Genomic DNA, 19,882 nt, shown 5'->3' with positions numbered 1-19,882 from the left:
CCCTCTTAGTCGCGAATGTGCCGATGGAAAAGCCCTAGCGGTTCCGAGAGCGCCAGCCACCACGTCGTTTCGGGGTTTGGGCCGCCTGAAGGCCCTCGGACAGAACCTGAGTCATGGGATGGTCCGGGCTGTGCAGCGCGTATGCCGCATGCAACTCGGTCAGCGCCGTGTTCTGGTCACGCTCTTCGGGCAGGCTGAGCGCCCAGTCCAGAAATATGCTGCGGCATTCCGGCAAGGTGATGCCTTCGATGCGATAGGCTTCCTGGATCAGACCTTTGTGGTCATTGGGATCAGTGCTGCGTGCCATTTTCGCCCTCTTGGATCACGCTGCCGATCAGGTCGGCCGCGGTTGTGTAACTCTTCTGTAATGCCCGTTGCAGTGCATCGACCTGTTTAAACCCGGTGGCGCGGCACAGGAAATCCACACCTCCTTCACCGATCTGTTCCGCCTCGATGACCTTGCCCGAAAGAAGCCGGGCCGCACATTGCACCGACCAGCATAGGCTGTAGCAGTCTTTCAGGGATTGCGCCTGCGCGACATCCAGCAATCCGGTAGCGACGGCACCATCGAGGCCTGAGGACACATCGCGTGCCGTAGTCCCTGCCAGCAAGGCTCCGGTTTCGGCCATCAGTTCGATATCCATCAGGCGGCCGGGCCCGTTTTTAGCATCCCAGATCCCGGCGGGTGCCTTGGCCGCGGCCAGACGCGTTCGCATCTCGGCGACTTCGCGCAAAACCTTGTCCCGCTCGCGTGGGCGCGACAGAAACCCGGCGCGGAACGCTTCGATATCATTTGCCAAACCGGCATCACCCGCAACGACATGAGCACGGGTCAGGGCCAGATGTTCCCATACCCAGGCCTCATTCTGCTGATAATTGGTAAAGCTGGCCCAACTGGTGGCGACCGGCCCCTGATTGCCGGACGGGCGCAGGCGCATGTCAACCTCATACAGCCGCCCCTGAGACATCGGAGCCGAAAGTGCGGTGATCAGCGCCTGCGTGAACCGCGCGTAGTAGGTGCGCGTGGCCAGAGGGCGCGGACCATCGGATATGTCCTTATCCTGCGGGTCATAGATCACAATCATGTCCAGATCGGATTGCGAATTGATCCGTCCTGCGCCCAGCGATCCCATGCCCAACACCGCCGCTCCGCGTCCCGGGGCGGGCCCGTGTTTGCGGGCGAAATTCTCGGTAACATAGGGCAGGATGGCGGCAATCACCAATTGTGCAAGCTCTGCATATTGTCGGCCTGCCTGTGCCCCGTCGATCAGACCCCGCAAGTGGTGGACGCCGACCCGGAAATGCCATTCCTTACACCAGCGCCGCGCAAAGTCGAGCCGGGTTTCATAGTCAGACTCTTCCGCCAGCGCACGGGCCAGTTCGACCTGCAATTCCTTCTGCCCTGGCCAATCGGCAAAGAAACTGCCGCCGATCACCGCGTCGAAAACCGAGGCATTGCGCGACAGATGCGAGGCCAGAGCGTGAGACGTGCCAACGATATCGACCAGTAGGTCGATCAGTTGCGGATTGGCCTCGAACAAGGAAAACAGCTGCACCCCGGCGGGAAGGCCAGACAGAAACCCATCCAGCGCCATCAACGCCTCTTCCGGTTTGGCGGTCTTGGCAAGACGCGACAGCAGCTCGGGCCGCAACCGTTCGAATATCCGCGACCCGCGCTGGGACCTTAAGGCCGGATAGGTCGTCCACCGGGCCAGAACACTCTGGTCAAATTCCACATCCTGCGCCGCCACAGGTGCAGGACCGGGTCCAGGCGCAAAAAATCCTTCAGTCAGTTCGTGCACTTCGGTCAGGCGGTTTTTCAGGTCCTGTTTCAGTTCATCGCTGCCGATCCCTATCAAACAGGCGATGCGTTCAATGCCTTCCGGTGATTTCGGAACCTTATGCGTCTGTGCATCATGAACCATCTGAATGCGGTGTTCGACTTCGCGATGTGCCCGGTAATGATCGGTCAATTTATCCGCGACATCCTGCGGCACCCAGCCTTTTGACGCCAACGCCGCCAGCCCCGGAACCGTTCCGCGCACCCGCAAATCCGGATCGCGACCACCTGCGATCAGCTGACGGGTCTGGGTGAAGAACTCGATCTCGCGAATACCGCCCTGCCCAAGCTTCATGTCGTGGCCGGGGATCGACAAGGCCCCGCCCGTACCTTTGTTTTCGCGAATCCGAAGACGCATATCATGCGCGTCCTGAATGGCGGCAAAATCCAGATGGCGACGCCAGACAAAAGGGCGCAGACTGTCCAGAAACCGCTGCCCCGCGGCCAAGTCTCCGGCGCAGGGGCGGGCCTTGATATATGCCGCGCGTTCCCATGTGCGGCCAAGGCTTTCGTAGTACCGTTCAGCGGCCTCCATCGCCATGCAGACCGGTGTTACGGCAGGATCTGGCCTCAGCCTCAGATCGGTACGGAAAACATAGCCATCGGCAGTCTTGTCGCTGAGCGTCGCGCAGAAGTTCCGCGTTGCCCGCACCATGCCCTGCCGGGCCTCGTAGAAGTCATCGGGGTCAAACCGCGTCTCATCAAACAGCACAATCAGATCGATATCCGAGCTGTAGTTCAGCTCATGCGCGCCCATCTTGCCCATGGCCAGAATGACCATCCCGGCGGCAGTTTCGATATCGTCCTCGGTCATACCCGGCAGTTTGTTGCGCCGGATCAACGTCGCAATCTCGGCCTTGGCCGCTGTATCCGCGGCCAATGCCCCGAAATCGGTCAGTGCCGCGGTGACTTTTTCAAGCGGCCAGGCACCTGCAATGTCGGCAAGCGCGGTCAACAGCGCCACACGCCGCTTTGCCTGCCGCAAGCCGGACTTCAGCTGATCCGGCGGCAGCTTACGCGCATCCGCCATGACTTCAGACAGCGCCTGATCCGGGCGCAATAAGGCATCAGGCAGCCATTCCCTTTCACGCTCGATCAGGCCTTTCAGATATGGGCTGGACCCGGCGATTCCCGCCACCAGCTCTCCCATCTCCTGCGACAGATCAGGTGTCAGAGCGCGGGTTTCATCGCCCAGAGACGGATCAAACGCACGTGGAAGGCGGGTAATGGCAAGAGCGTCAGTCATGCGCGCACCCTGCGCATTGCGGGACGTAATCGTCAATGGGGCATTCTGATCAGGTTTCCTGAACCGGCGTATCCTGACTGAAGCTGTTGACCCAAACGTCGTTTCTTCGTTCCCACAAAGATGAAATCAGCATTGCCTCGCGCCGATCTGCGCCCGAGCGCAGGTAATCGGCACGGTAGGACAGCAAGACGATATCCGGGGTCAGAACGCGTAACCGAGTGTTACTCAGATCAAACTCGGCCATCGTTGGCGCATCTGCAAATTGCCCGACGTGATCGTCCCGATTGGCAAAACCCGTGGGATAAACGCCCAGAAAATCCGCGCTTAGCAAGGCGCGGTCGGCGCTTGCTTCGCCTTCAACCAGCGCCACCCAGACCTGCGTTTCCAGTTCAAGAATGTCCTTTAGTGCAGGGGCAGCTTTGTTGTCCGTCATATCCATACCCAGACCCTGCGAGCCAGATCCTGAAACGTCAACCGGATTGCTTAATGTAAATCTTTTTCACATTACCCCTTGCACCCAACCAAACGATACCCCATCTATGCAATGTGAATAGAGTTTACATCAACCCTGGAGAGCTCAAATGACCGCATTGTCCGACCCCGCCGTCCCCGCGAATCCGGGATGGCTTTATCGAACCGAGGCCTGGCTGGATGACAAAGGCAAAGGGGCCTGGATCGCCGCCATGGTTCTTGGATTTATCTTCTTCTGGCCCGTTGGACTTGCCCTGCTGGCCTATATGATCTGGAGCAAACGCATGTTCAGCAAATCCTGCAACCGCCGCAAATCCTGGCACAGCCACATGAGTGCAATGAAGCCCTCGGGCAACAGCGCCTTTGACGCCTACAAAGCAGATACACTGGCCCGCCTGGAACGCGAACAACAGGATTTCGAAGCATTCCTGCGCCGCCTGCGTGACGCCAAGGACAAGGCCGAATTCGACCAATTCATGGATGAACGCGCCCGCGAGAACCATGACGAAGACGGCAAGGGCGAGCCCGCCTGATTGACCTTGCCCTGCCCCGGTGTTTCGGGACAGGGTGCCCCTACCCCAGTTTTTCGGACCTATCGAATGAACCATCTGCCCAACCCGGACACCCAACCCGATTTCTATCGTTCCGTGACAACCAAACGCTTTGTCGCCTGGCTGTTCGATATCGCCTTCATTTCACTGCTTTGCACGGTGGCAATCCTCTTTACTGCGTTTCTGGGTCTGTTTTTCCTGGCCCTGATCTACGCCGTTGTCAGTTTCGTCTACCGGGTGGTGACCATCGCCAACGGCTCAGCCACGCTGGGAATGCGCTTTATGGGGATCGAGCTGCGTGACGCGTTCGGAGAACGAATGGACTTGGGCAAGGCGCTTGCCCACACTGCCGGCTATTTTGTCAGCATGGCCTTTCCCGTGGTCCAGATCATCTCGGTCATCATGATGATGACCAGCGCCCGTGGCCAGGGTCTGACCGACAGTTTTCTGGGCACCGTGATGATCAACCAACGGGCCTGACGCAAGGTTGCGTGAAACACTTGGCGGTCTCGGGAACGGTTGCTATCATCCCTCCCGAGGTTGGATGGGGATTTCATGCGACATACGCTGCCAATTGCGCCACAATTCTATGTCACGGCACCGCAGCCCTGCCCTTATCTTGGCGGCAGGATGGAACGTAAACTGTTCACCGCCCTGCAAGGCGAAGGGGCTGAACAGCTGAACAACTCCCTGTCTCAACAAGGATTTCGCCGGTCTCAGAATGTACTCTACCGTCCTTCGTGTACGGATTGCGCAGCCTGCCTGTCGGCCCGGATCGATGTTTCAGCCTTCAGGCCGACCAAAAGCCAGAAGCGCGCAGCAAGGCGGAATGGTTACCTGGAACGCCGCGCAACCTCGCCATGGGCCACGGATGAGCAATACGAGCTGTTCCGCCGTTATCTTGATACCCGTCACGCCGATGGCGGCATGGCTGACATGGATGTTTTCGAATTCGCCGCGATGATCGAGGAAACACCGATCCGCAGCCGCGTTGTGGAATATGCCGATCCTGAAACGGGCGAGTTGATCGCCGTCAGCCTGACCGATGTGCTCGATGACGGGCTAAGTATGGTCTATTCCTTCTACGACCCGGAACAGCCGCAGAACTCACTCGGCACCTACATGATCCTCGACCATATCGACATCGCACGTGAGGCGGGCCTGCCCTATATCTATCTGGGGTACTGGGTCCCCGGCAGCCCCAAGATGGGCTACAAAGCCAAGTTTTCAGGGCTCGAGGCCTATATTCAGGGGGGCTGGCAAAAAATCAGTGATCCGGATGCCTATACCGGCACATCGCATCACCCCTTGTCGGCGCCGCCAATCGCCGAACAGGTCGCCAATATCCAGCTCCCTGACCGGCACCCGACCAAAGGCTGACCGCGCGATGAAACAAAGCCTGCATGCCGTCACCCTTGTGGTGCCGGATTACGACGACGCCATCTTGTTTTATACAAAGACGCTCAGCTTCCAACTTATCAAGGACATAGACCTCGGCAATGGCAAGCGCTGGGTTCTGGTCGCGCCTCCCGGTTCGGATAGCGGCTGTCTTCTTCTGGCAAAGGCTGACGGACCCGAACAAACCGCCGCCATAGGCAACCAGACCGGCGGGCGCGTTGGGTTCTTCCTGCAAACCGATGACTTTTATCGTGACCACGCAGATATGCGCGCCGGGGATGTCCATTTCGAAGAAGACCCACGCCACGAACCCTATGGCATCGTCGCTGTCTGGCGTGATCCCTTCGGCAATCGCTGGGACCTGATCCAGTTCACCTGATCCGCATCTTCATCTGGCTATAAGTATCCCGGGGATGAATTGGCCGCAGGCCAAGAAGGGGCTGGCCCCTTGCCCGAAATAAACAGAAAAGGGGGCCAGCCGGCCCCCTTTGCAATATTCTCTTCCGGATCGGATCAGTTTGGCATCAGGTCCGGAACGATCGTGACAATCGTCGGGAAGAACCACAAGATCGCGATCCCCATCACCTGGATCAGAACAAACGGAACGATCCCGCGATAAATATGACCTGTTGTGACCTCTTTCGGCGCAACCCCTCGAAGGTAGAACAACGCAAACCCGAAAGGTGGCGTCAGGAACGACGTCTGAAGGTTCACCGCCACCATGATCGTGACCCATTTCGGATCGAACGAGCCGCCATAGATCACCGGGCCCACGATGGGGATCACGATGTAGATGATCTCGAGGAAATCCAGCACGAACCCCAGAATGAACAGCACCAGCATCACGATCAGGAAAACCGTGAACTCGTTGTCAAAGCTCTTCAGGAATTGCTGGATATAATGCTCCCCTCCGAATGAAATCACCACGAGGTTCAGCAACTGCGATCCGATCAGGATGGTGAACACCATCGAGGTCACTTTGGCTGTCTCACGCACCACCGGGGTCAAAACACCGCTGGAATAGAGCACCCAGCATCCGTACAGCAGCCCGAACAGGGCGTACAGATAGGCCGCATAAGCAATGATGAAGGCGATCCAGGTTTCTACCGTCACACTGCCTTGATTGATACGCAGGTCAAAGTTGACCCCCATCAGCAGTGCAATGACAACGGCGAAGGTCGACCAGATGACCACTTTGCCCGAACGGCCCTGATCCTGCAGCTTGCGATAGGCCGCCAGCATGATCGCGCCACCCGCGCCCAGCGCAGCCGCTGGTGTCGGATTGGTGACACCTCCCAGGATCGAGCCCAGCACCGCTATGATCAGAACAAGCGGCGGGAAGACCACGCGGATCAGATCGTTTGTGGCACAGCGGGCCGCAGCCTCTTTGCAACCATACATGGCCAGCGCGAACGGCAGGGCGAGCAGCACGAAAGTCACGCCAGAGGATGTGGTCGGCGATATCATCAGGATATCGACCAGTGCCATCAGCAACAGCCCGATCGCGCCAAGGATCAGCGGCTGCGGTGACCGCGACGGTGCGATACCACGGCCGAGAACCAGGGTCAGACCAAGCAGAACAAGGGTAACCGCCACTCCAGTGCCGATCGGCGCCGCGTCGGCAATCCTTTTTTGTTGTTCAGCAGCCAGTTCCTCTTCTGTCAGGCGATGCGCTTCGGTTGTGCCGCCAGCGGCATCAATGGCCTCCTGCTCGGCAACAGCCTGATCCCAGGCAACTTGCCCGTGCAGATCGATCATCGACGCCTTGCACTCTGCCGAAACGTTGGTCCTCAGCGACGCACCCTCGCCGATATCCGAAAAGGCCGAGACCGAGATATTCTGGCTTCCGATCACACCGACATTGCCCAAAAGGACCGCACCGACGATCAGGGCTACAGGCGCACCCAGCAACCATGTCAGGCCTTCTGACCGCGTAATGGGTTCCCCGGAACCACCGGACACAGCCACAGCGGGCGCTTTGTGTGGATTCAGCAATGCATAACCAAAGGCATAGAGCGCATAGAGCAGCGCCAGCATGATCCCTGGCAACAGCGCAGCCTGGAACAATGTCCCGACCGAGACAACCGCAGGCTCACCCAGATAGGTCAGCGCGTCGGTACAACCGGCTTCAACAGCCCGGGTTTCCTGCGCTGTCGAATACAGATCCCCCGCCAATGTGCCCAGCAGGACGATCACGATCGACGGTGGAATGATTTGCCCCAAGGTGCCCGATGCCGCGATCACACCGGTCGCCAGTTCCGGCGAATAGTTGTTGCGCAACATGGTTGGAAGCGCCAGCAGGCCCATCGTCACAACGGTCGCGCCAACGATACCGGTCGAAGCCGCCAGAAACGCCCCCACAACCACAATTGACACGGCCAGACCACCCGGAAGCGGGCCAAAAACACGTGCCATCGTCGTCAGCAGATCGTTGGCAATCTTTGAACGTTCCAGCGTGATGCCCATCAGAACGAACATGAGCACGGCCAGAAGGGTCTCGATGGATTGCCCGGCCAGAACCCGCTCGTTCATGCGGTTCACGATGAACGACACGTTCCGGTCCAGCGCGGTTTCCCAGCCCGAGGCAAAAACCGGTTCGGCGAGCCTTGGCAAATCCGGGTATCGGAACACGGATATGGTGTCCGGCTTGATTCCGGAGTTCACAAGGTCCCGATAACTTTGCGATCCGACGTCAATCGCCTGGTGGATCAGCAACCCCGCGCTGTCCAGCGCGGCGATGATGCCAAAGGATATTATCCCTGCCCCGCCGATGGCAAAAGCCACCGGAAAGCCGGAAAGAATGCCCCCGAAAAGGCAAAAGAATACGATAATGAGGCCTATCTCGACGCCATCAAGTCCGAATAGCATTGTCTTTGTCTCCGCCCTTAATGCGCGCCTTCATAGGCTTCTTCGCCCTCACCAAGGCTGTCCTTGTCGAGGTATTTTCCAACGCTGTCCGGTCCTTCCACGTATTCCAGATACGACCGGTACAAAAACGCGATGGCGTGCAGGAACACCATGGCCGCAAACGCCACCAGAAGGATCTTGAACAGGAAGTAGGCATTGAACCCGTTGGGGCTGAACCCGATGGTTTCCACGTTCCAACGCAGGGCGCGGGATTTGGCAACCAGACGGTCCAGCGCGTCACTGGCCGATGGGTTCGGCACGATCAGGTGCCGCCACAGGAAGAACCAGCCGTACATCCAGGTCAGCACCGCCATTGGCATCATGAACAGCAACGCACCGCACATATCGACCACACGCTTGGCGCGGTGGCTGATACCGGCATAGATCAGATCAACGCGCACATGCCCGCCCTGCACAAATGTGTAGGTACAGCACAGGCAGACGACCATGGCGTTATACAGTTTCAGCTCTTCCGCGAACCAGCTGATATCCATCTGGAACGGTATGCCCAGACCGAAGGACATATCAGGACGGGTAAAGACCCGTTGCATGAATACGATGACAATTTGCTGAATCACCATCAGCAGACCCGCCCAGGCAAAGAACCGCCCGGTGGTGTTTGCAAAACCTTCCAGGCCGCGCACGATGGCCCACATGAAGTTCCGGTAATACAACCCGACGGCTGTCAGAACCAAAAAGAAGGTGAACACCACAAAGAAGAACTCGACCGAACCGCCGTAATAGACAAAGCGCATGATCGACGCCTTGTCAGACCAGTCCAGCCAGAGCTGCGGATGCGTGACCGCATATCCGAAATTATAGAAGGCTTCGGCAATGTTCTGAATGAACCAGACCAGTCCATTCCACAGGGCGCCGAAGAACGAGATACCGTTTTCGTCCTGCATGTTGTCCCCAGGTCGTCTCAGTTGCGCGCAGGCCTATTGTGGCTTGCCCAAGTCCTTTCACGCAACGGGAAAGGTTTCCCCGCAAGGTGCGGGGAAACCGTTTTTCCTTTGATCAGGAAGGATTAGCCGCGAACACGGTCACGCTGTGCGGTGTAGACACCCGACGACAGGTTGTTCCATGCCGACGAAGCCGCCATCGACGGCATTGCGCTGTCGTGGATCTTCTTGAACAGCTCATCGCCCATGTTCTCGTCCAGAACTTCCTGGCTGGCCTTGCCGAACGCATCCCAGACACTGTCAGGGAATTCCAGGACCTTGACACCACCGGCCTGCAGGCGCTGCAGCGCTGCACCGTTGTTGGCCAGGAATTGCGCCAGGTTCCACTGGTGTGCTTCTGCGGCAGCAATCTCGATGATCTTCTGCTGGGCCGGTGTCAGTTCATTGAACACGTCGCGGTTGGTTGCCAGCGACAGACCTGCGCCTGGCTCGTGGAAGCCCGCGGTGTAGTAGGTCTTGGTGATTTCCTGGAAGCCCGCCTTTTCGTCGGCCCAGGGTCCGATCCACTCGGTTCCGTCAATCGCGCCAGACGACAGCGCCTGATACACTTCGGAACCGGGGATGTTCTGAACAGACGCGCCCAGTTTGCCCAGTGCTTTGCCGCCCAGACCGGGCATACGGAACTTCAGACCATTGAAGTCTTCGGGGCTGTTGATTTCTTTCGAGAACCAGCCGCCCGCCTGCGCACCGGTGTTACCGGCCAGGAAGGACTTCAGGCCAAAGATTTCGCCCAGCTCATCATGCAGCTCCATACCGCCGTCATGATAGTACCAGTTCACCAGTTCCTGCGCGGTCATGCCGAAAGGCACAGCCGTAAAGAAGGCGTAACCTGGGTGCTGACCCACAAAGTAATAGTCAGCGGCGTGATACATGTCGGCCTGACCGGACGACACCGCGTCAAACACCTCGAACGCGCCAACCAGTTCGCCTGCCGCTTTGATTTCAACATTCAGGCTGCCATCCGACATGGCGTTGATGCTGTCGGCACAACGCTGTGCGCTGTCAAACACGCCAGCCAGACCACGACCCCACGAGGTCACCATGGTCAGTGTGCGCTGTCCCTGTGCATAGGCCGGAGCCGCCAGAGCGGTTGCTGCAGCTGCCGAACCGCCCAGCGCGGATTTTTTCAGAAATGAACGACGATCCATATGAGTGTTCCTCCCCTTCATAGTCACGATCCGGCAGAACCGGACCTGTCGCATTCAGTGCGCGTCAGCCTAATGTGAGCGAAGCGAAAGGGAATACCTACTACTGCGTAGAGAATCGATTTCTTTTGGGGATGCGGTGAAATTTCCGAACGAAAACTCCAACAAAAACGGCCCAAACACCGGAATTTCACAGACCAACGCCAATCTTTTTGCATTTTTGACGCCGCTTGCGTATCGATTCGTCCATGCAAAGACTTCGACATCTTGTCTCGCTGACCTATGCGCAGAAACTGTCGCTGGTGGCCGCAATCCCGCTGGTTGTGGCCGTGGCCGCAATCGCTGTGCTTGTAGCCTATGAGGCACGTGCGACCGCCGAGCGCGAGATCGAAGCCCTGGAGCGCAGCCTGATAGAAGCCAAGAAAGAAGAACTGCGCAACTACGTGACGCAGGCGCGCAATGGTTTTGCCTATATCTATGGCCGCGCTGAACCGGATGACGAGGTATCAAAGAACCTTGTCTCGCAGATACTCTCGGCAATGATCTATGGGCAGGACGGGTTCTTTTTTGTTTACGACTATGATGGCAACAATCTGGTCAGCCCCCGTCAGACACAATTTATCAACCGCAACTGGGAAGGTCTGACCGACAGCGATGGCACGCCCATCGTTGACGAGTTCATTAGCCTCGCCCGTCAAGGGGCCGGGTGGCACAGCTTCATGTGGGAGAAACCCTCGACCGGCGATGAGGCGCAGATGATCGCCTATGTCGTCGGGTTGCAGGACTGGCGCTGGGTCGTGGGTACCGGGGTCTTCATTGACGACATTGTCGCCACGGTCGCCAACGCAAGGGCCGAGGTCGAGGCCCGCGTGCAGCGCACCTTCATGTATATCGGCGCTATTGTCGTGGCCGCCGTTCTGATTGTCTTTGCCTCGGGCATGTTGCTGAACATTCGCGAGCGACGGTTGGCAGATGCCAAGCTGAAGGAACTGACGCAACGTGTCTTCGACGCGCAGGAAGAGGAACGCGGCCGGGTTGCCCGCGAACTGCATGATGGCATCAGCCAGATCCTTGTGGGGGTACGCTATGCGCTGGACAATGCGCGCCGCCGTCTGTTGCGCGGCGATGATGCAGGTGCGCGCGATCCGCTGGACAAAGGCATCGACCATCTTCGCACCGCCATCACCGAGGTCCGTCGCATCAGCCGCGACCTGCGCCCCGGCGTACTGGACGACCTTGGTCTTGGGCCTGCGCTGAAGGCTCTGACCGACGATTTTCGCGAACGAACCGGGATCGAGACCGAATTTTCCACCGTCGTTTTCCGAAACCGGCTGGATCAGGACAGCAAGATCGCGCTCTACCGCATCGCACAAGAGGCGCTGACAAATATCGAACGCCACGCGGATGCCTCTTATGTTACAATTGACCTGCGCGGCCACAAGAAAGGCGCAACCATGCGGATCACGGACAATGGCCGTGGGTTGCGCGCAGAATCCGGGACCCCGACCACCGGCATCGGCCTGCGCAACATGCAGGAACGAATTGAACAACTTGACGGATCGCTGCGTATTCTGTCATCACGCGGACCGCGCGGCGGAACGGTGATCGAGGCCAGTCTGCCGCTGAGCCACCTGTTGCCACCGCAGGAAGACGCAACTCCGAACCGAAAGGCCGGTACATGAGCGCCAAAAACATCCGAGTTCTAATTGTCGACGATCATCCCATGGTGGCCGAGGGCATTCAGTCGATCCTTGAAAGCTACGACGATATCGAAGTGGTTGGAACACTCGGCAGCGGTCAGGCCGCGGTGGATCAGGCGGTTGGCCTCGCCCCGGATGTCATCCTGATGGACCTGAATATGCCTGGCCTCGGCGGACTCAGCGCCACGGAGATCATTCTGGAACGCCTGCCCGATACGCGCATCCTGATCCTGTCGATGCATGACAGCCCCGAATACATTTCGACCGCGCTCAGCCACGGCGCAAAAGGCTATGTTCTCAAAGATGTCCCAACCGAAGAGATCAAGCAGGCCATCGATGCGGTCATGCGGGGTGAGCAGTATCTGTGCACCGGTGCCAGTGGGTCCCTGAAACCCAAAGGCGACAACGCACGCGAGGCGCTGACAGGGCGCGAGCAAACAATTCTGCTGGAACTGGCGCAGGGCAAATCAAACAAAGAGGTTGCGCAAAAGCTGGATATCTCGGTGCGCACGGTTGAAACGCATCGCAAGAACATCAAGCGCAAACTGGGAATTTCCTCGACTGCCGGGCTGACCCGCTACGCGCTGGAACATGGCATGCTGCAAGGCACCGGGGTCGGTTTCTGATCCTTGCGCAACCGCAGCGCGCAGCGCTGCCCGGCCCAACCAGAGAAGACGCGCCACAGGCGCGTTGACGGCGGGCGGGAGCGTTCACCTCCGGTAGTGCCCCTTCAATCCAGCAACTGATCCCTTCGCAAACCCGCGCGCTCATAATGATGCGGCAACACGCGTCCATAAAGCTGCTGCGTCCGTTCGATCCCGCCGCACATGCCTTCGGCCTCGACAAATGAAAAGATACCCACATACCGCCGCCGCGTGCCCTTGACCGGGGCGACCCTGTGCAGGGAATAGCGGCCTTTGAATATCTGCAAATCCCCAGGTCGCAATTCCAGCCGATGAACATGCGCCGTGTTTCCATCCAGAACCGAAGCGACCTGATCGAAATTCTCATCCTCGGCTGAGCGCAGATTGGGCGCGTATTCGAATGCACCGCCCTGCTCGCCATTCTGGATCGCCAGTGTCACGGTGTAGTTGTTGGTGTCGAAATGCCAGGGAAAGCCCTGCCCCTCTTCCACGACATTGATGATCACGTCTGCCAACGGGTCGTCGTAACGAAAGAAGCGGTCCTCAGGCTCATCCAGCGCATCCCGAATGAAGGGAAGAAATCCGCTAAACTCGTAAATCCTGCGTAAAGGACCGGAATGCGCAAAATTGTCGGCAGGAACAAACGCGTTCGACCGGTCATAGAACCGTCGGATCGGATGGGCGGCGTCGAACCGTGGGTCGTCCTTGGTGAAATAGGCATTTGTGCGATTGAAAGACCGGTGTGCATTGGGCGCCACCTCATCTGCCTCCTGCACCAACAGCTCGATCCCTTGCGCATGTGCGAAACCCGGTAGAACCGCACATCCGTCCTGTTCCAACTCGCGCCGCAAATCCTCGATCAATCGCCTGTAAGCTGGCGAATCCGGGCGATCGATCGGATATCGTCCCAGATCTACCAGGTCCTGTAACATGCTCCGCCTCCCTCATTTGCGACCACAAGGTCAGCGTGACCCAGACAAAACACCGGATCATGCCAGTTTCAGACATCGGCCTGACGCATTCAGACCTTCATACTTGTCCCGCCCTCAGGAAAACGACTGCCCTTTTCCCGGAAATTCCCGGCATGCGGCAATCTGCGCAACAAAATTTCGCAAAATACCGCCATTGAGATAGAAAATTGGTGGATTTGCCTGTTGACGCTCCTCCCCCCCGACCATAATGTCCCCTCCAAGCAAAAAGGAGCCTCTGGCGATGAGAACGCTAGTCGTAATCGTAGGAACTACGCGCATGGGCCGGTAACGGTAAACCATAATCGAACCCATGCGCCTCCGAAAATTCGGGGGCTTTTTTTTGTCAAACGCAAGACACATGTCGCGAACGGAGCAAAGCAGATGACACGTGAGATGACCGGCGCAAAGATGGTGGTTCAGGCCCTCAAGGATCAGGGCGTGGACACGGTATTCGGATACCCCGGTGGCGCCGTCCTACCGATCTATGACGAGATCTTTCTGCAAAACGACATTCGCCACATTCTGGTGCGTCACGAACAGGGTGCGATCCACGCCGCCGAAGGCTATGCGCGGTCGACCGGTAAGCCGGGTGTTGCGCTTGTAACCTCTGGTCCCGGTGCCACAAACGCCGTTACTGGCCTGACTGATGCGTTGCTGGATTCGATTCCGATTGTGGTTCTGACCGGGCAGGTCCCGACCTTCATGATCGGATCGGATGCCTTTCAGGAGGCCGACACCGTTGGCATCACCCGCCCCTGCACCAAACACAACTGGCTGGTAAAGGACACGAATTCGCTGGCTGAGACGCTGCACGAGGCCTTCCATGTGGCCAAGTCGGGTCGTCCCGGCCCGGTTCTGATCGACATTCCCAAGGATGTGCAGTTTGCCACGGGTGAATACAACAGTCCCAAACCTTCGACCTCGCATTACCAGCCGGTGCTGAAAGGCGATCTGGAGGAAATCAACGAGCTTGTTGCAGCTATTGAAAAAGCCAAGAAGCCGGTTTTCTATACGGGCGGTGGCGTCATCAACTCTGGCCCCGCAGCCAGCCAGTTGCTGCGCGAGTTGGTGGATTCCACGGGCTTCCCGATCACCTCAACCCTGATGGGTCTGGGTGCCTATCCGGCGTCGGGCGAAAACTGGTTGGGGATGCTGGGGATGCATGGCCTTTACGAGGCTAACCTTGCGATGCATGGCTGTGACCTGATGATCAACATCGGCGCACGGTTCGACGACCGGATCACCGGGCGCATCGACGCGTTCTCTCCAAAGTCGAAGAAAGCCCATATCGATATTGATCCGTCTTCGATCAACAAGGTCATCCGTGTGGACATCCCGATTGTCGGCGACGTGGCGCATGTACTGGAAGACATTCTGAAGGTGTGGAAGTCACGCGGGCGCAAGACCGATGCGGCAGCCGTCAAGAAATGGCAGGCGCAGATCTCCGAGTGGCGCAAGATCAACTGTCTGGCGTTCACCAACAGCGAGAAGTCGATCAAACCGCAATACGCGCTGCAACGTCTTGAAGAACTTACGAAAAAGCATGATCGCTACATCACCACCGAGGTGGGTCAGCATCAGATGTGGGCGGCGCAGTATCTTGGGTTCGAAGACCCCAACCGCTGGATGACCTCGGGCGGGCTGGGCACGATGGGCTATGGCTTCCCCGCCTCGATCGGTGTGCAGATGGCACACCCGGACGCTCTGGTGATCAACGTCGCCGGTGAAGCATCATGGCTGATGAACATGCAGGAAATGGGCACCGCCGTTCAGTACCGCCTGCCGGTGAAACAGTTCATCCTGAACAACGAACGCCTCGGCATGGTCCGTCAGTGGCAGGAGCTGCTGCATGGTGAGCGCTATTCGCACAGCTGGTCCGAAGCCCTGCCCGATTTCGTGAAACTCGCCGAGGCGTTTGGCGCCAAAGGTATCCTGTGTTCCGACCCCGCCGATCTGGACGACGCGATCATGGAGATGATCAACTACGACGGCCCAGTGATCTTCGACTGTCTGGTCGAAAAGCACGAGAACTGCTTCCCCATGATCCCGTCGGGCAAGGCACATAACGAGATGCTTTTGGGCGAGGCCGAGACGCAGGGCGTGATCGACAGCAAAGGTTCGGTTCTGGTCTGATACCGTCCGAGGATTACCGCCGGGCGACCGTTGCGCCCGGCAAACACAGGATGATGAAAGGGACATAAATGTCTGCCCTACATATCAAAAAAGGCTCCAACCGCCATTCGGCCTATAACCTACGGCCTACTTTTTCGGACGTGCAGGAACGCCACACCATTGCCGTGCTGGTCGAGAACGAACCCGGTGTCCTGGCCCGTGTGATCGGCCTGTTCTCGGGGCGGGGTTACAACATCGAAAGCCTGACCGTGGCCGAGGTGGATCACACAGGACACCTGAGCCGCATCACCATTGTCACCACCGGCACACCGCAGGTGATCGAACAGATCAAGGCGCAGCTGGGGCGGATCGTGACTGTCCATGACGTGCATGACCTGACGGTCGAAGGCCCTTCGGTTGAACGCGAACTGGCCATCATCAAGGTCGTGGGTGAAGGCGACAAACGCGTCGAGGCGCTGCGCCTGGCTGACATCTTCCGTGCCAATGTGGTCGACAGCACCCTGAACTCTTTCATCTTCGAGATCACCGGTGCGCCGGACAAGATCGACGCTTTTGCTGACCTGATGCGCCCGTTGGGCCTGATGGAAATCGCCCGCACCGGCGTGGCGGCCCTGCTGCGCGGCGACTGAACAATATACCCGCCTTGGGGCTTTTCCTGCATCCAAGGCGGGAGCACATCTTTGAGTTGGTGGGCATTTGCAAAATCAACCCACACGTCCTTCTATGCGCTAAATTTGCCATAGGGTAAGCTTTTCCGGGTAAAGATTAGGCATTTTCAGATAAAGCCTATTGCCATTGCGCTTTATGGCATTAGCCTCAACGCGCAACGCGACGTGGGGATACGTTGCTTGGGGTCAATCTGTACGATTTTTCAATGCGCGCCGGGGCTTGGTTCCAGTGCTGCGATGGTTTTTCAGGAAACTTAGCAAGGCGTGGGCATCCATGACCGACGACATTCGCAGCCCGGCTGAACTTCGCGCTATGTTTGGCGCGAATCTGCGGCAACTGGCACGAAGGTATCGGTCGGTCTCGGCACTGTGCCGCAAGCTTGGCGTGAATCGGACGCAGTTCAACAGGTATCTTTCGGGCGAAAGTGTTCCACGGCCGGATGTTTTGGATCGCATCTGCCGGTTTTTCGACGTGGATGCGCGCATCCTCCTGAAGCCCCTGGACGAAATTGAAAAGATCGAGGACCACCCCGCAGCGGCGGCCTTGACTGAGTTTCTGGGATCAGGTGTGGACATGATCGCCAGAACTGCGTTTTCTCCGGGGTTTTATGCCGTGATCGAAAGCGTCTCGGCCTCGCACCGCATGACCTTGCTGCACGCCCGACCACTGGCCCAATGCACATTGATACGCGGATATGTCTCGCGCGCCGCGATGCCCGAAGCAACGCCGCAGGCGCGCGAAATACAAGGGATCGTCGCCTGCACCGGTAGTTCCGTCTATATGCTGACCTCTCAGCGAGCGGGTCAGAACAGCCGCGTTTATATGATTTCACCCGATCCCACGGGAACAGCGGTTCAGTGGCGCGGCACGGTCATAAGCCCGGCCGCCCCTGAGGCACCGGAACCCGTGGTTCTGAAATATCTCGGGCACGATGCAACGGCGATTTTCGCCGCTGCGCGCTTGTCGACCAACAATCCGGCACAGTATCCCTGAGCGGTTTTCTCAGGACGATGTGCCCTCCCCTTCGACTTGGGTGATTTGCCTATACAGGTGCCAACTGGCATGGCCTAACAGTGGCAGAACCACCAAAAGGCCCAGAAACCAGGGCACCATGGCCAGGAACGTCAGAACAGCGATGATTACCCCCCAGGCAAGCATCACCGGAAAATTCCCGGACACATAGGTAAAACTTGCAATCATTGCCGTGACAAAATCCAGTTCGCGATCCAGCAGCAGTGGGATCGACAATACGGTGATCATATAGAGAACGGTTGCGAATACCGCCCCAACCACCGTGCCCACAGCCAGCATTGTCAGGCCATTCGCCGTCAGAAAGACCTCAAGCGAGGATGACACGTTAGTCATCGTGGCCAGCCCAAGGAACAGGGCAAAGATCATGTGCCCCAGGAAAAACCAGAACAGAAACACCACGACGATGATGGCGCAAATCGACGGCAATTGCCGGCGGCTTTGTTGCAGCACGACACCAAAGATTGCACCAAGATCCAGCGGTTCGCCCTGTTCCAGCCGGTGCGACACCTCGTAAAGGCCAACAGCGGCAAACGGGCCGATCAGTGGAAAGCCGATAGCTGCCAGAACCAGCCAGAAGGTTGTACCAGTCTGGATGGTGACCCATGCCATCGCCCATCCCGCAAGCACGTAGAACCCGGCAAAGATCAACCCGAACTGCGGCGCGCGCCGAAAGTCGGCCCAGGCGCGCTTCAACGCTGTGCGCAGCATGGCTGTATCTACCGGACGCATGTCCGGAACGCCAAATGGCTTTTCCATTTAGTCTCCTCCCTGATCGGCGTTATGACATCGCCGGCCTCTTGTTAGGCCAGTCGGTTTCGGTGTGATACGCCGCCCCGACCGACAGTAATTTCTGATCCGATCCTTTTGGTCCAAACAGTTGAAAGCCCATGGGCAGGCCCTGCACACCAAACCCGGCGGGCGCGGCCAGACAAGGCAAGCCAATCAGGCTGACCGGTACCGTGACATGCATCCAGCGATGATATGTATCCATTGCGCGGTCCGCGATCCGGGTGGGGTATGGCGTTTCGATCCCAAACGGCCAAACCTGTGCGGATGGCAGGACCAGGGCATCAAACTGCTCGAACAGTTCCGCCGCGCGCCGGAACCATTCTGACCGAATTACGCTGGCGTGATGCACGTCCATGGCACTCATCGTCAGACCCCGGTCCAGCTCCCACTGGGCTGTGTCTTTCAGATGGTTCCGTCGTTCAGCCAAGGGTTCAAGCCCCGCAGCAACACTCCAGGATCGCAGGGTGATCCAACTGGTCCATAACCGTTCGGCATCAAAAGGCGGGGCGACATGTTCAACGCGCGCGCCCTGCGCTTCGAACACCTTCATCGCATCTTGGCACAGCTCAAGAATTCCGGCTTCAATAGGAAAGGCCTCGCCCCAATCGCCCAGCCAGCCAATGCGCAACCCGTTCAGATCTGCTGCGACCACCGGGGAAACCCGTGCGTATTCTCCGACCAATGGCAGGCGCGGATCGGGCCCCGAGATCACATCGAGCAGGATACCCAAATCTTCGGGACTGCGCGCCATCGGCCCCAGCGTGGACAGTTGATGCAGGAAACTGTCACCCACAGGATCAGACGGCACCCTGCCCCAGCTTGGGCGAAAGCCGTAAACATTGTTCCAGGCCGCCGGGTTGCGCAGGCTGCCCATCATGTCAGACCCGTCGGCCAATGCGACCATACCCGTCGCCAAAGCCACTGCCGCCCCACCGGATGAGCCGCCGCAGGTGAAACTGGCGTCATACGGGTTGCGCGTCGCACCATAGACCGGGTTGAACGTGTGCGAGCCCAGCCCGAATTCCGGCGTATTGGTCTTGCCGATCAGGATGGCGCCCGCGGCCCGCATTCTGGCGGCAATCAGATCATCCCTGTCAGGGACGACATCCCCGAAAACAGGCGATCCGTGTGACGAGACAATACCTGCCACATTGACCAAATCCTTGACCGCAATTGGCAGGCCGTGCAGCGGGCCAGTGACAGGACCGCTGTCGCGGGTCTGCGCTTCGGCCATCAGCTCGCCCTTGTCCCGCAGCGCCACGATGGCGTTCACGTCACCGTTGACTTTGGCAATGCGATCCAGCGTGGCCCGCATGACTTCTGTGGCCGAAACCTGCCGGGTAGCCAGTTGGTTCAGAAGCTCTGTGGCAGATATCCGGGTCAGGTCCATAACACGCCAGTCTGTTGTTGGTCTTCGACAGCCT

The 19,882-nt window shown here is 58.3% G+C and carries 18 protein-coding genes; 9 read left to right on the top strand and 9 right to left on the bottom strand.

Annotated elements, in window-relative coordinates:
- Positions 1-34: 34 nt before the first annotated feature.
- Genes ACR0EK_RS01015 through ACR0EK_RS01005 form a run of 3 tightly spaced genes read right to left on the bottom strand, consistent with a single transcriptional unit; the run spans position 35 to position 3,525 of the window.
- On the bottom strand, positions 35-307 hold the full coding sequence (locus tag ACR0EK_RS01015; RefSeq protein WP_480504821.1) for a hypothetical protein: 273 nt from the start codon (positions 305-307) through the stop codon (positions 35-37).
- The gene (locus ACR0EK_RS01010) at positions 291-3,086 is read right to left on the bottom strand and encodes a [protein-PII] uridylyltransferase family protein (protein WP_480564338.1); all 2,796 of its coding nucleotides are present in this window, start codon (positions 3,084-3,086) and stop codon (positions 291-293) included. The genes ACR0EK_RS01015 and ACR0EK_RS01010 overlap by 17 nt, the downstream gene beginning before the upstream one ends.
- A 49-nt stretch (positions 3,087-3,135) precedes the next feature.
- Positions 3,136-3,525, bottom strand: a complete 390-nt coding sequence (locus ACR0EK_RS01005) for a DUF4440 domain-containing protein (protein WP_480564334.1) — start codon at positions 3,523-3,525, stop codon at positions 3,136-3,138.
- A 142-nt stretch (positions 3,526-3,667) separates the two neighbouring features.
- Between ACR0EK_RS01005 and ACR0EK_RS01000 the strand changes: the two genes are divergently transcribed.
- The 4 genes from ACR0EK_RS01000 to ACR0EK_RS00985 all read left to right on the top strand — a co-directional run bounded on the left by ACR0EK_RS01000 (position 3,668) and on the right by ACR0EK_RS00985 (position 5,885).
- The gene (locus ACR0EK_RS01000) at positions 3,668-4,090 is read left to right on the top strand and encodes a DUF2852 domain-containing protein (RefSeq protein WP_209503649.1); all 423 of its coding nucleotides are present in this window, start codon (positions 3,668-3,670) and stop codon (positions 4,088-4,090) included.
- 66 nt (positions 4,091-4,156) lie between these two features.
- A complete protein-coding gene (locus ACR0EK_RS00995) occupies positions 4,157-4,588 on the top strand; it encodes an RDD family protein (protein ID WP_209596678.1) in 432 nt (143 codons plus the stop codon).
- Between the two features lie 75 nt (positions 4,589-4,663).
- Positions 4,664-5,488, top strand: a complete 825-nt coding sequence (locus ACR0EK_RS00990; RefSeq protein WP_480480490.1) for an arginyltransferase — start codon at positions 4,664-4,666, stop codon at positions 5,486-5,488.
- Between the two features lie 7 nt (positions 5,489-5,495).
- Complete coding sequence (locus ACR0EK_RS00985; protein WP_480480488.1) at positions 5,496-5,885, top strand: VOC family protein; 390 nt, start codon at positions 5,496-5,498, stop codon at positions 5,883-5,885.
- A 134-nt stretch (positions 5,886-6,019) separates the two neighbouring features.
- Here the strand turns inward: ACR0EK_RS00985 and ACR0EK_RS00980 are convergent, their stop codons facing one another.
- The 3 genes from ACR0EK_RS00980 to ACR0EK_RS00970 form a co-directional block, all read right to left on the bottom strand.
- Positions 6,020-8,374, bottom strand: a complete 2,355-nt coding sequence (locus ACR0EK_RS00980; protein ID WP_480480486.1) for a TRAP transporter large permease — start codon at positions 8,372-8,374, stop codon at positions 6,020-6,022.
- A gap of 17 nt (positions 8,375-8,391) precedes the next feature.
- Positions 8,392-9,318 (bottom strand): TRAP transporter small permease subunit, encoded by a 927-nt coding sequence (locus ACR0EK_RS00975; protein ID WP_209503644.1) that lies wholly within the window; start codon positions 9,316-9,318, stop codon positions 8,392-8,394.
- A 122-nt stretch (positions 9,319-9,440) separates the two neighbouring features.
- Positions 9,441-10,523, bottom strand: a complete 1,083-nt coding sequence (locus ACR0EK_RS00970) for a TRAP transporter substrate-binding protein (RefSeq protein WP_267363846.1) — start codon at positions 10,521-10,523, stop codon at positions 9,441-9,443.
- 245 nt (positions 10,524-10,768) lie between these two features.
- Here ACR0EK_RS00970 and ACR0EK_RS00965 point away from each other — a divergent pair, with 245 nt between their 5' ends.
- Positions 10,769-12,202 (top strand): cache domain-containing protein, encoded by a 1,434-nt coding sequence (locus ACR0EK_RS00965; protein WP_209596684.1) that lies wholly within the window; start codon positions 10,769-10,771, stop codon positions 12,200-12,202.
- On the top strand, positions 12,199-12,846 hold the full coding sequence (locus ACR0EK_RS00960; protein ID WP_267363844.1) for a response regulator transcription factor: 648 nt from the start codon (positions 12,199-12,201) through the stop codon (positions 12,844-12,846). The genes ACR0EK_RS00965 and ACR0EK_RS00960 overlap by 4 nt, the downstream gene beginning before the upstream one ends.
- Positions 12,847-12,950: 104 nt before the next feature.
- On the opposite strand, the gene ACR0EK_RS00955 is transcribed toward ACR0EK_RS00960, so the two are convergent.
- Complete coding sequence (locus tag ACR0EK_RS00955; RefSeq protein ID WP_480485344.1) at positions 12,951-13,796, bottom strand: HalD/BesD family halogenase; 846 nt, start codon at positions 13,794-13,796, stop codon at positions 12,951-12,953.
- A 420-nt stretch (positions 13,797-14,216) separates the two neighbouring features.
- On the opposite strand from ACR0EK_RS00955, the gene ACR0EK_RS00950 reads away from it, so the two are divergent.
- From ACR0EK_RS00950 to ACR0EK_RS00940, 3 genes are all read left to right on the top strand, one after another.
- Complete coding sequence (locus ACR0EK_RS00950; protein WP_480564331.1) at positions 14,217-15,968, top strand: acetolactate synthase 3 large subunit; 1,752 nt, start codon at positions 14,217-14,219, stop codon at positions 15,966-15,968.
- Positions 15,969-16,036: 68 nt separating this feature from the next.
- A complete protein-coding gene (ilvN, locus tag ACR0EK_RS00945; RefSeq protein WP_209503637.1) occupies positions 16,037-16,597 on the top strand; it encodes an acetolactate synthase small subunit in 561 nt (186 codons plus the stop codon).
- A 313-nt stretch (positions 16,598-16,910) separates the two neighbouring features.
- On the top strand, positions 16,911-17,630 hold the full coding sequence (locus ACR0EK_RS00940) for a helix-turn-helix domain-containing protein (RefSeq protein WP_480480478.1): 720 nt from the start codon (positions 16,911-16,913) through the stop codon (positions 17,628-17,630).
- 9 nt (positions 17,631-17,639) lie between these two features.
- Here the strand turns inward: ACR0EK_RS00940 and ACR0EK_RS00935 are convergent, their stop codons facing one another.
- Together ACR0EK_RS00935 and ACR0EK_RS00930 are read right to left on the bottom strand one after the other, a co-directional pair.
- The gene (locus ACR0EK_RS00935) at positions 17,640-18,425 is read right to left on the bottom strand and encodes a DUF2189 domain-containing protein (RefSeq protein ID WP_480485340.1); all 786 of its coding nucleotides are present in this window, start codon (positions 18,423-18,425) and stop codon (positions 17,640-17,642) included.
- A gap of 22 nt (positions 18,426-18,447) precedes the next feature.
- Entirely contained in the window at positions 18,448-19,848 is a 1,401-nt protein-coding gene (locus tag ACR0EK_RS00930; RefSeq protein WP_480564328.1) for an amidase, read from the bottom strand.
- Between the last annotated feature and the right edge of the window lie 34 nt (positions 19,849-19,882).

This window comes from Ruegeria sp. AE4, assembly GCF_056542185.1.
Note: the sequence above shows the minus strand (reverse complement) of the source record. Positions and strands in the feature narration are given on the sequence as shown.

Bases quoted from the DNA above. Each gene is read 5' to 3' on its own strand.
- ACR0EK_RS00955 (WP_480485344.1), bottom strand. From the start codon at position 13,796: ATGTTACAGGACCTGGTAGATCTGGGACGATATCCGATCGATCGCCCG.
- ACR0EK_RS00935 (WP_480485340.1), bottom strand. From the start codon at position 18,425: ATGGAAAAGCCATTTGGCGTTCCGGACATGCGTCCGGTAGATACAGCC.
- ACR0EK_RS00940 (WP_480480478.1), top strand. From the start codon at position 16,911: ATGACCGACGACATTCGCAGCCCGGCTGAACTTCGCGCTATGTTTGGC.
- ACR0EK_RS00980 (WP_480480486.1), bottom strand. From the start codon at position 8,374: ATGCTATTCGGACTTGATGGCGTCGAGATAGGCCTCATTATCGTATTC.
- ACR0EK_RS01005 (WP_480564334.1), bottom strand. From the start codon at position 3,525: ATGGATATGACGGACAACAAAGCTGCCCCTGCACTAAAGGACATTCTT.
- ACR0EK_RS00930 (WP_480564328.1), bottom strand. From the start codon at position 19,848: ATGGACCTGACCCGGATATCTGCCACAGAGCTTCTGAACCAACTGGCT.
- ACR0EK_RS00960 (WP_267363844.1), top strand. From the start codon at position 12,199: ATGAGCGCCAAAAACATCCGAGTTCTAATTGTCGACGATCATCCCATG.
- ACR0EK_RS00975 (WP_209503644.1), bottom strand. From the start codon at position 9,318: ATGCAGGACGAAAACGGTATCTCGTTCTTCGGCGCCCTGTGGAATGGA.
- ACR0EK_RS00965 (WP_209596684.1), top strand. From the start codon at position 10,769: ATGCAAAGACTTCGACATCTTGTCTCGCTGACCTATGCGCAGAAACTG.
- ACR0EK_RS00970 (WP_267363846.1), bottom strand. From the start codon at position 10,523: ATGGATCGTCGTTCATTTCTGAAAAAATCCGCGCTGGGCGGTTCGGCA.
- ACR0EK_RS00950 (WP_480564331.1), top strand. From the start codon at position 14,217: ATGACACGTGAGATGACCGGCGCAAAGATGGTGGTTCAGGCCCTCAAG.
- ACR0EK_RS01000 (WP_209503649.1), top strand. From the start codon at position 3,668: ATGACCGCATTGTCCGACCCCGCCGTCCCCGCGAATCCGGGATGGCTT.
- ACR0EK_RS00995 (WP_209596678.1), top strand. From the start codon at position 4,157: ATGAACCATCTGCCCAACCCGGACACCCAACCCGATTTCTATCGTTCC.
- ACR0EK_RS01015 (WP_480504821.1), bottom strand. From the start codon at position 307: ATGGCACGCAGCACTGATCCCAATGACCACAAAGGTCTGATCCAGGAA.
- ACR0EK_RS00985 (WP_480480488.1), top strand. From the start codon at position 5,496: ATGAAACAAAGCCTGCATGCCGTCACCCTTGTGGTGCCGGATTACGAC.
- ACR0EK_RS01010 (WP_480564338.1), bottom strand. From the start codon at position 3,086: ATGACTGACGCTCTTGCCATTACCCGCCTTCCACGTGCGTTTGATCCG.
- ACR0EK_RS00990 (WP_480480490.1), top strand. From the start codon at position 4,664: ATGCGACATACGCTGCCAATTGCGCCACAATTCTATGTCACGGCACCG.
- ilvN (WP_209503637.1), top strand. From the start codon at position 16,037: ATGTCTGCCCTACATATCAAAAAAGGCTCCAACCGCCATTCGGCCTAT.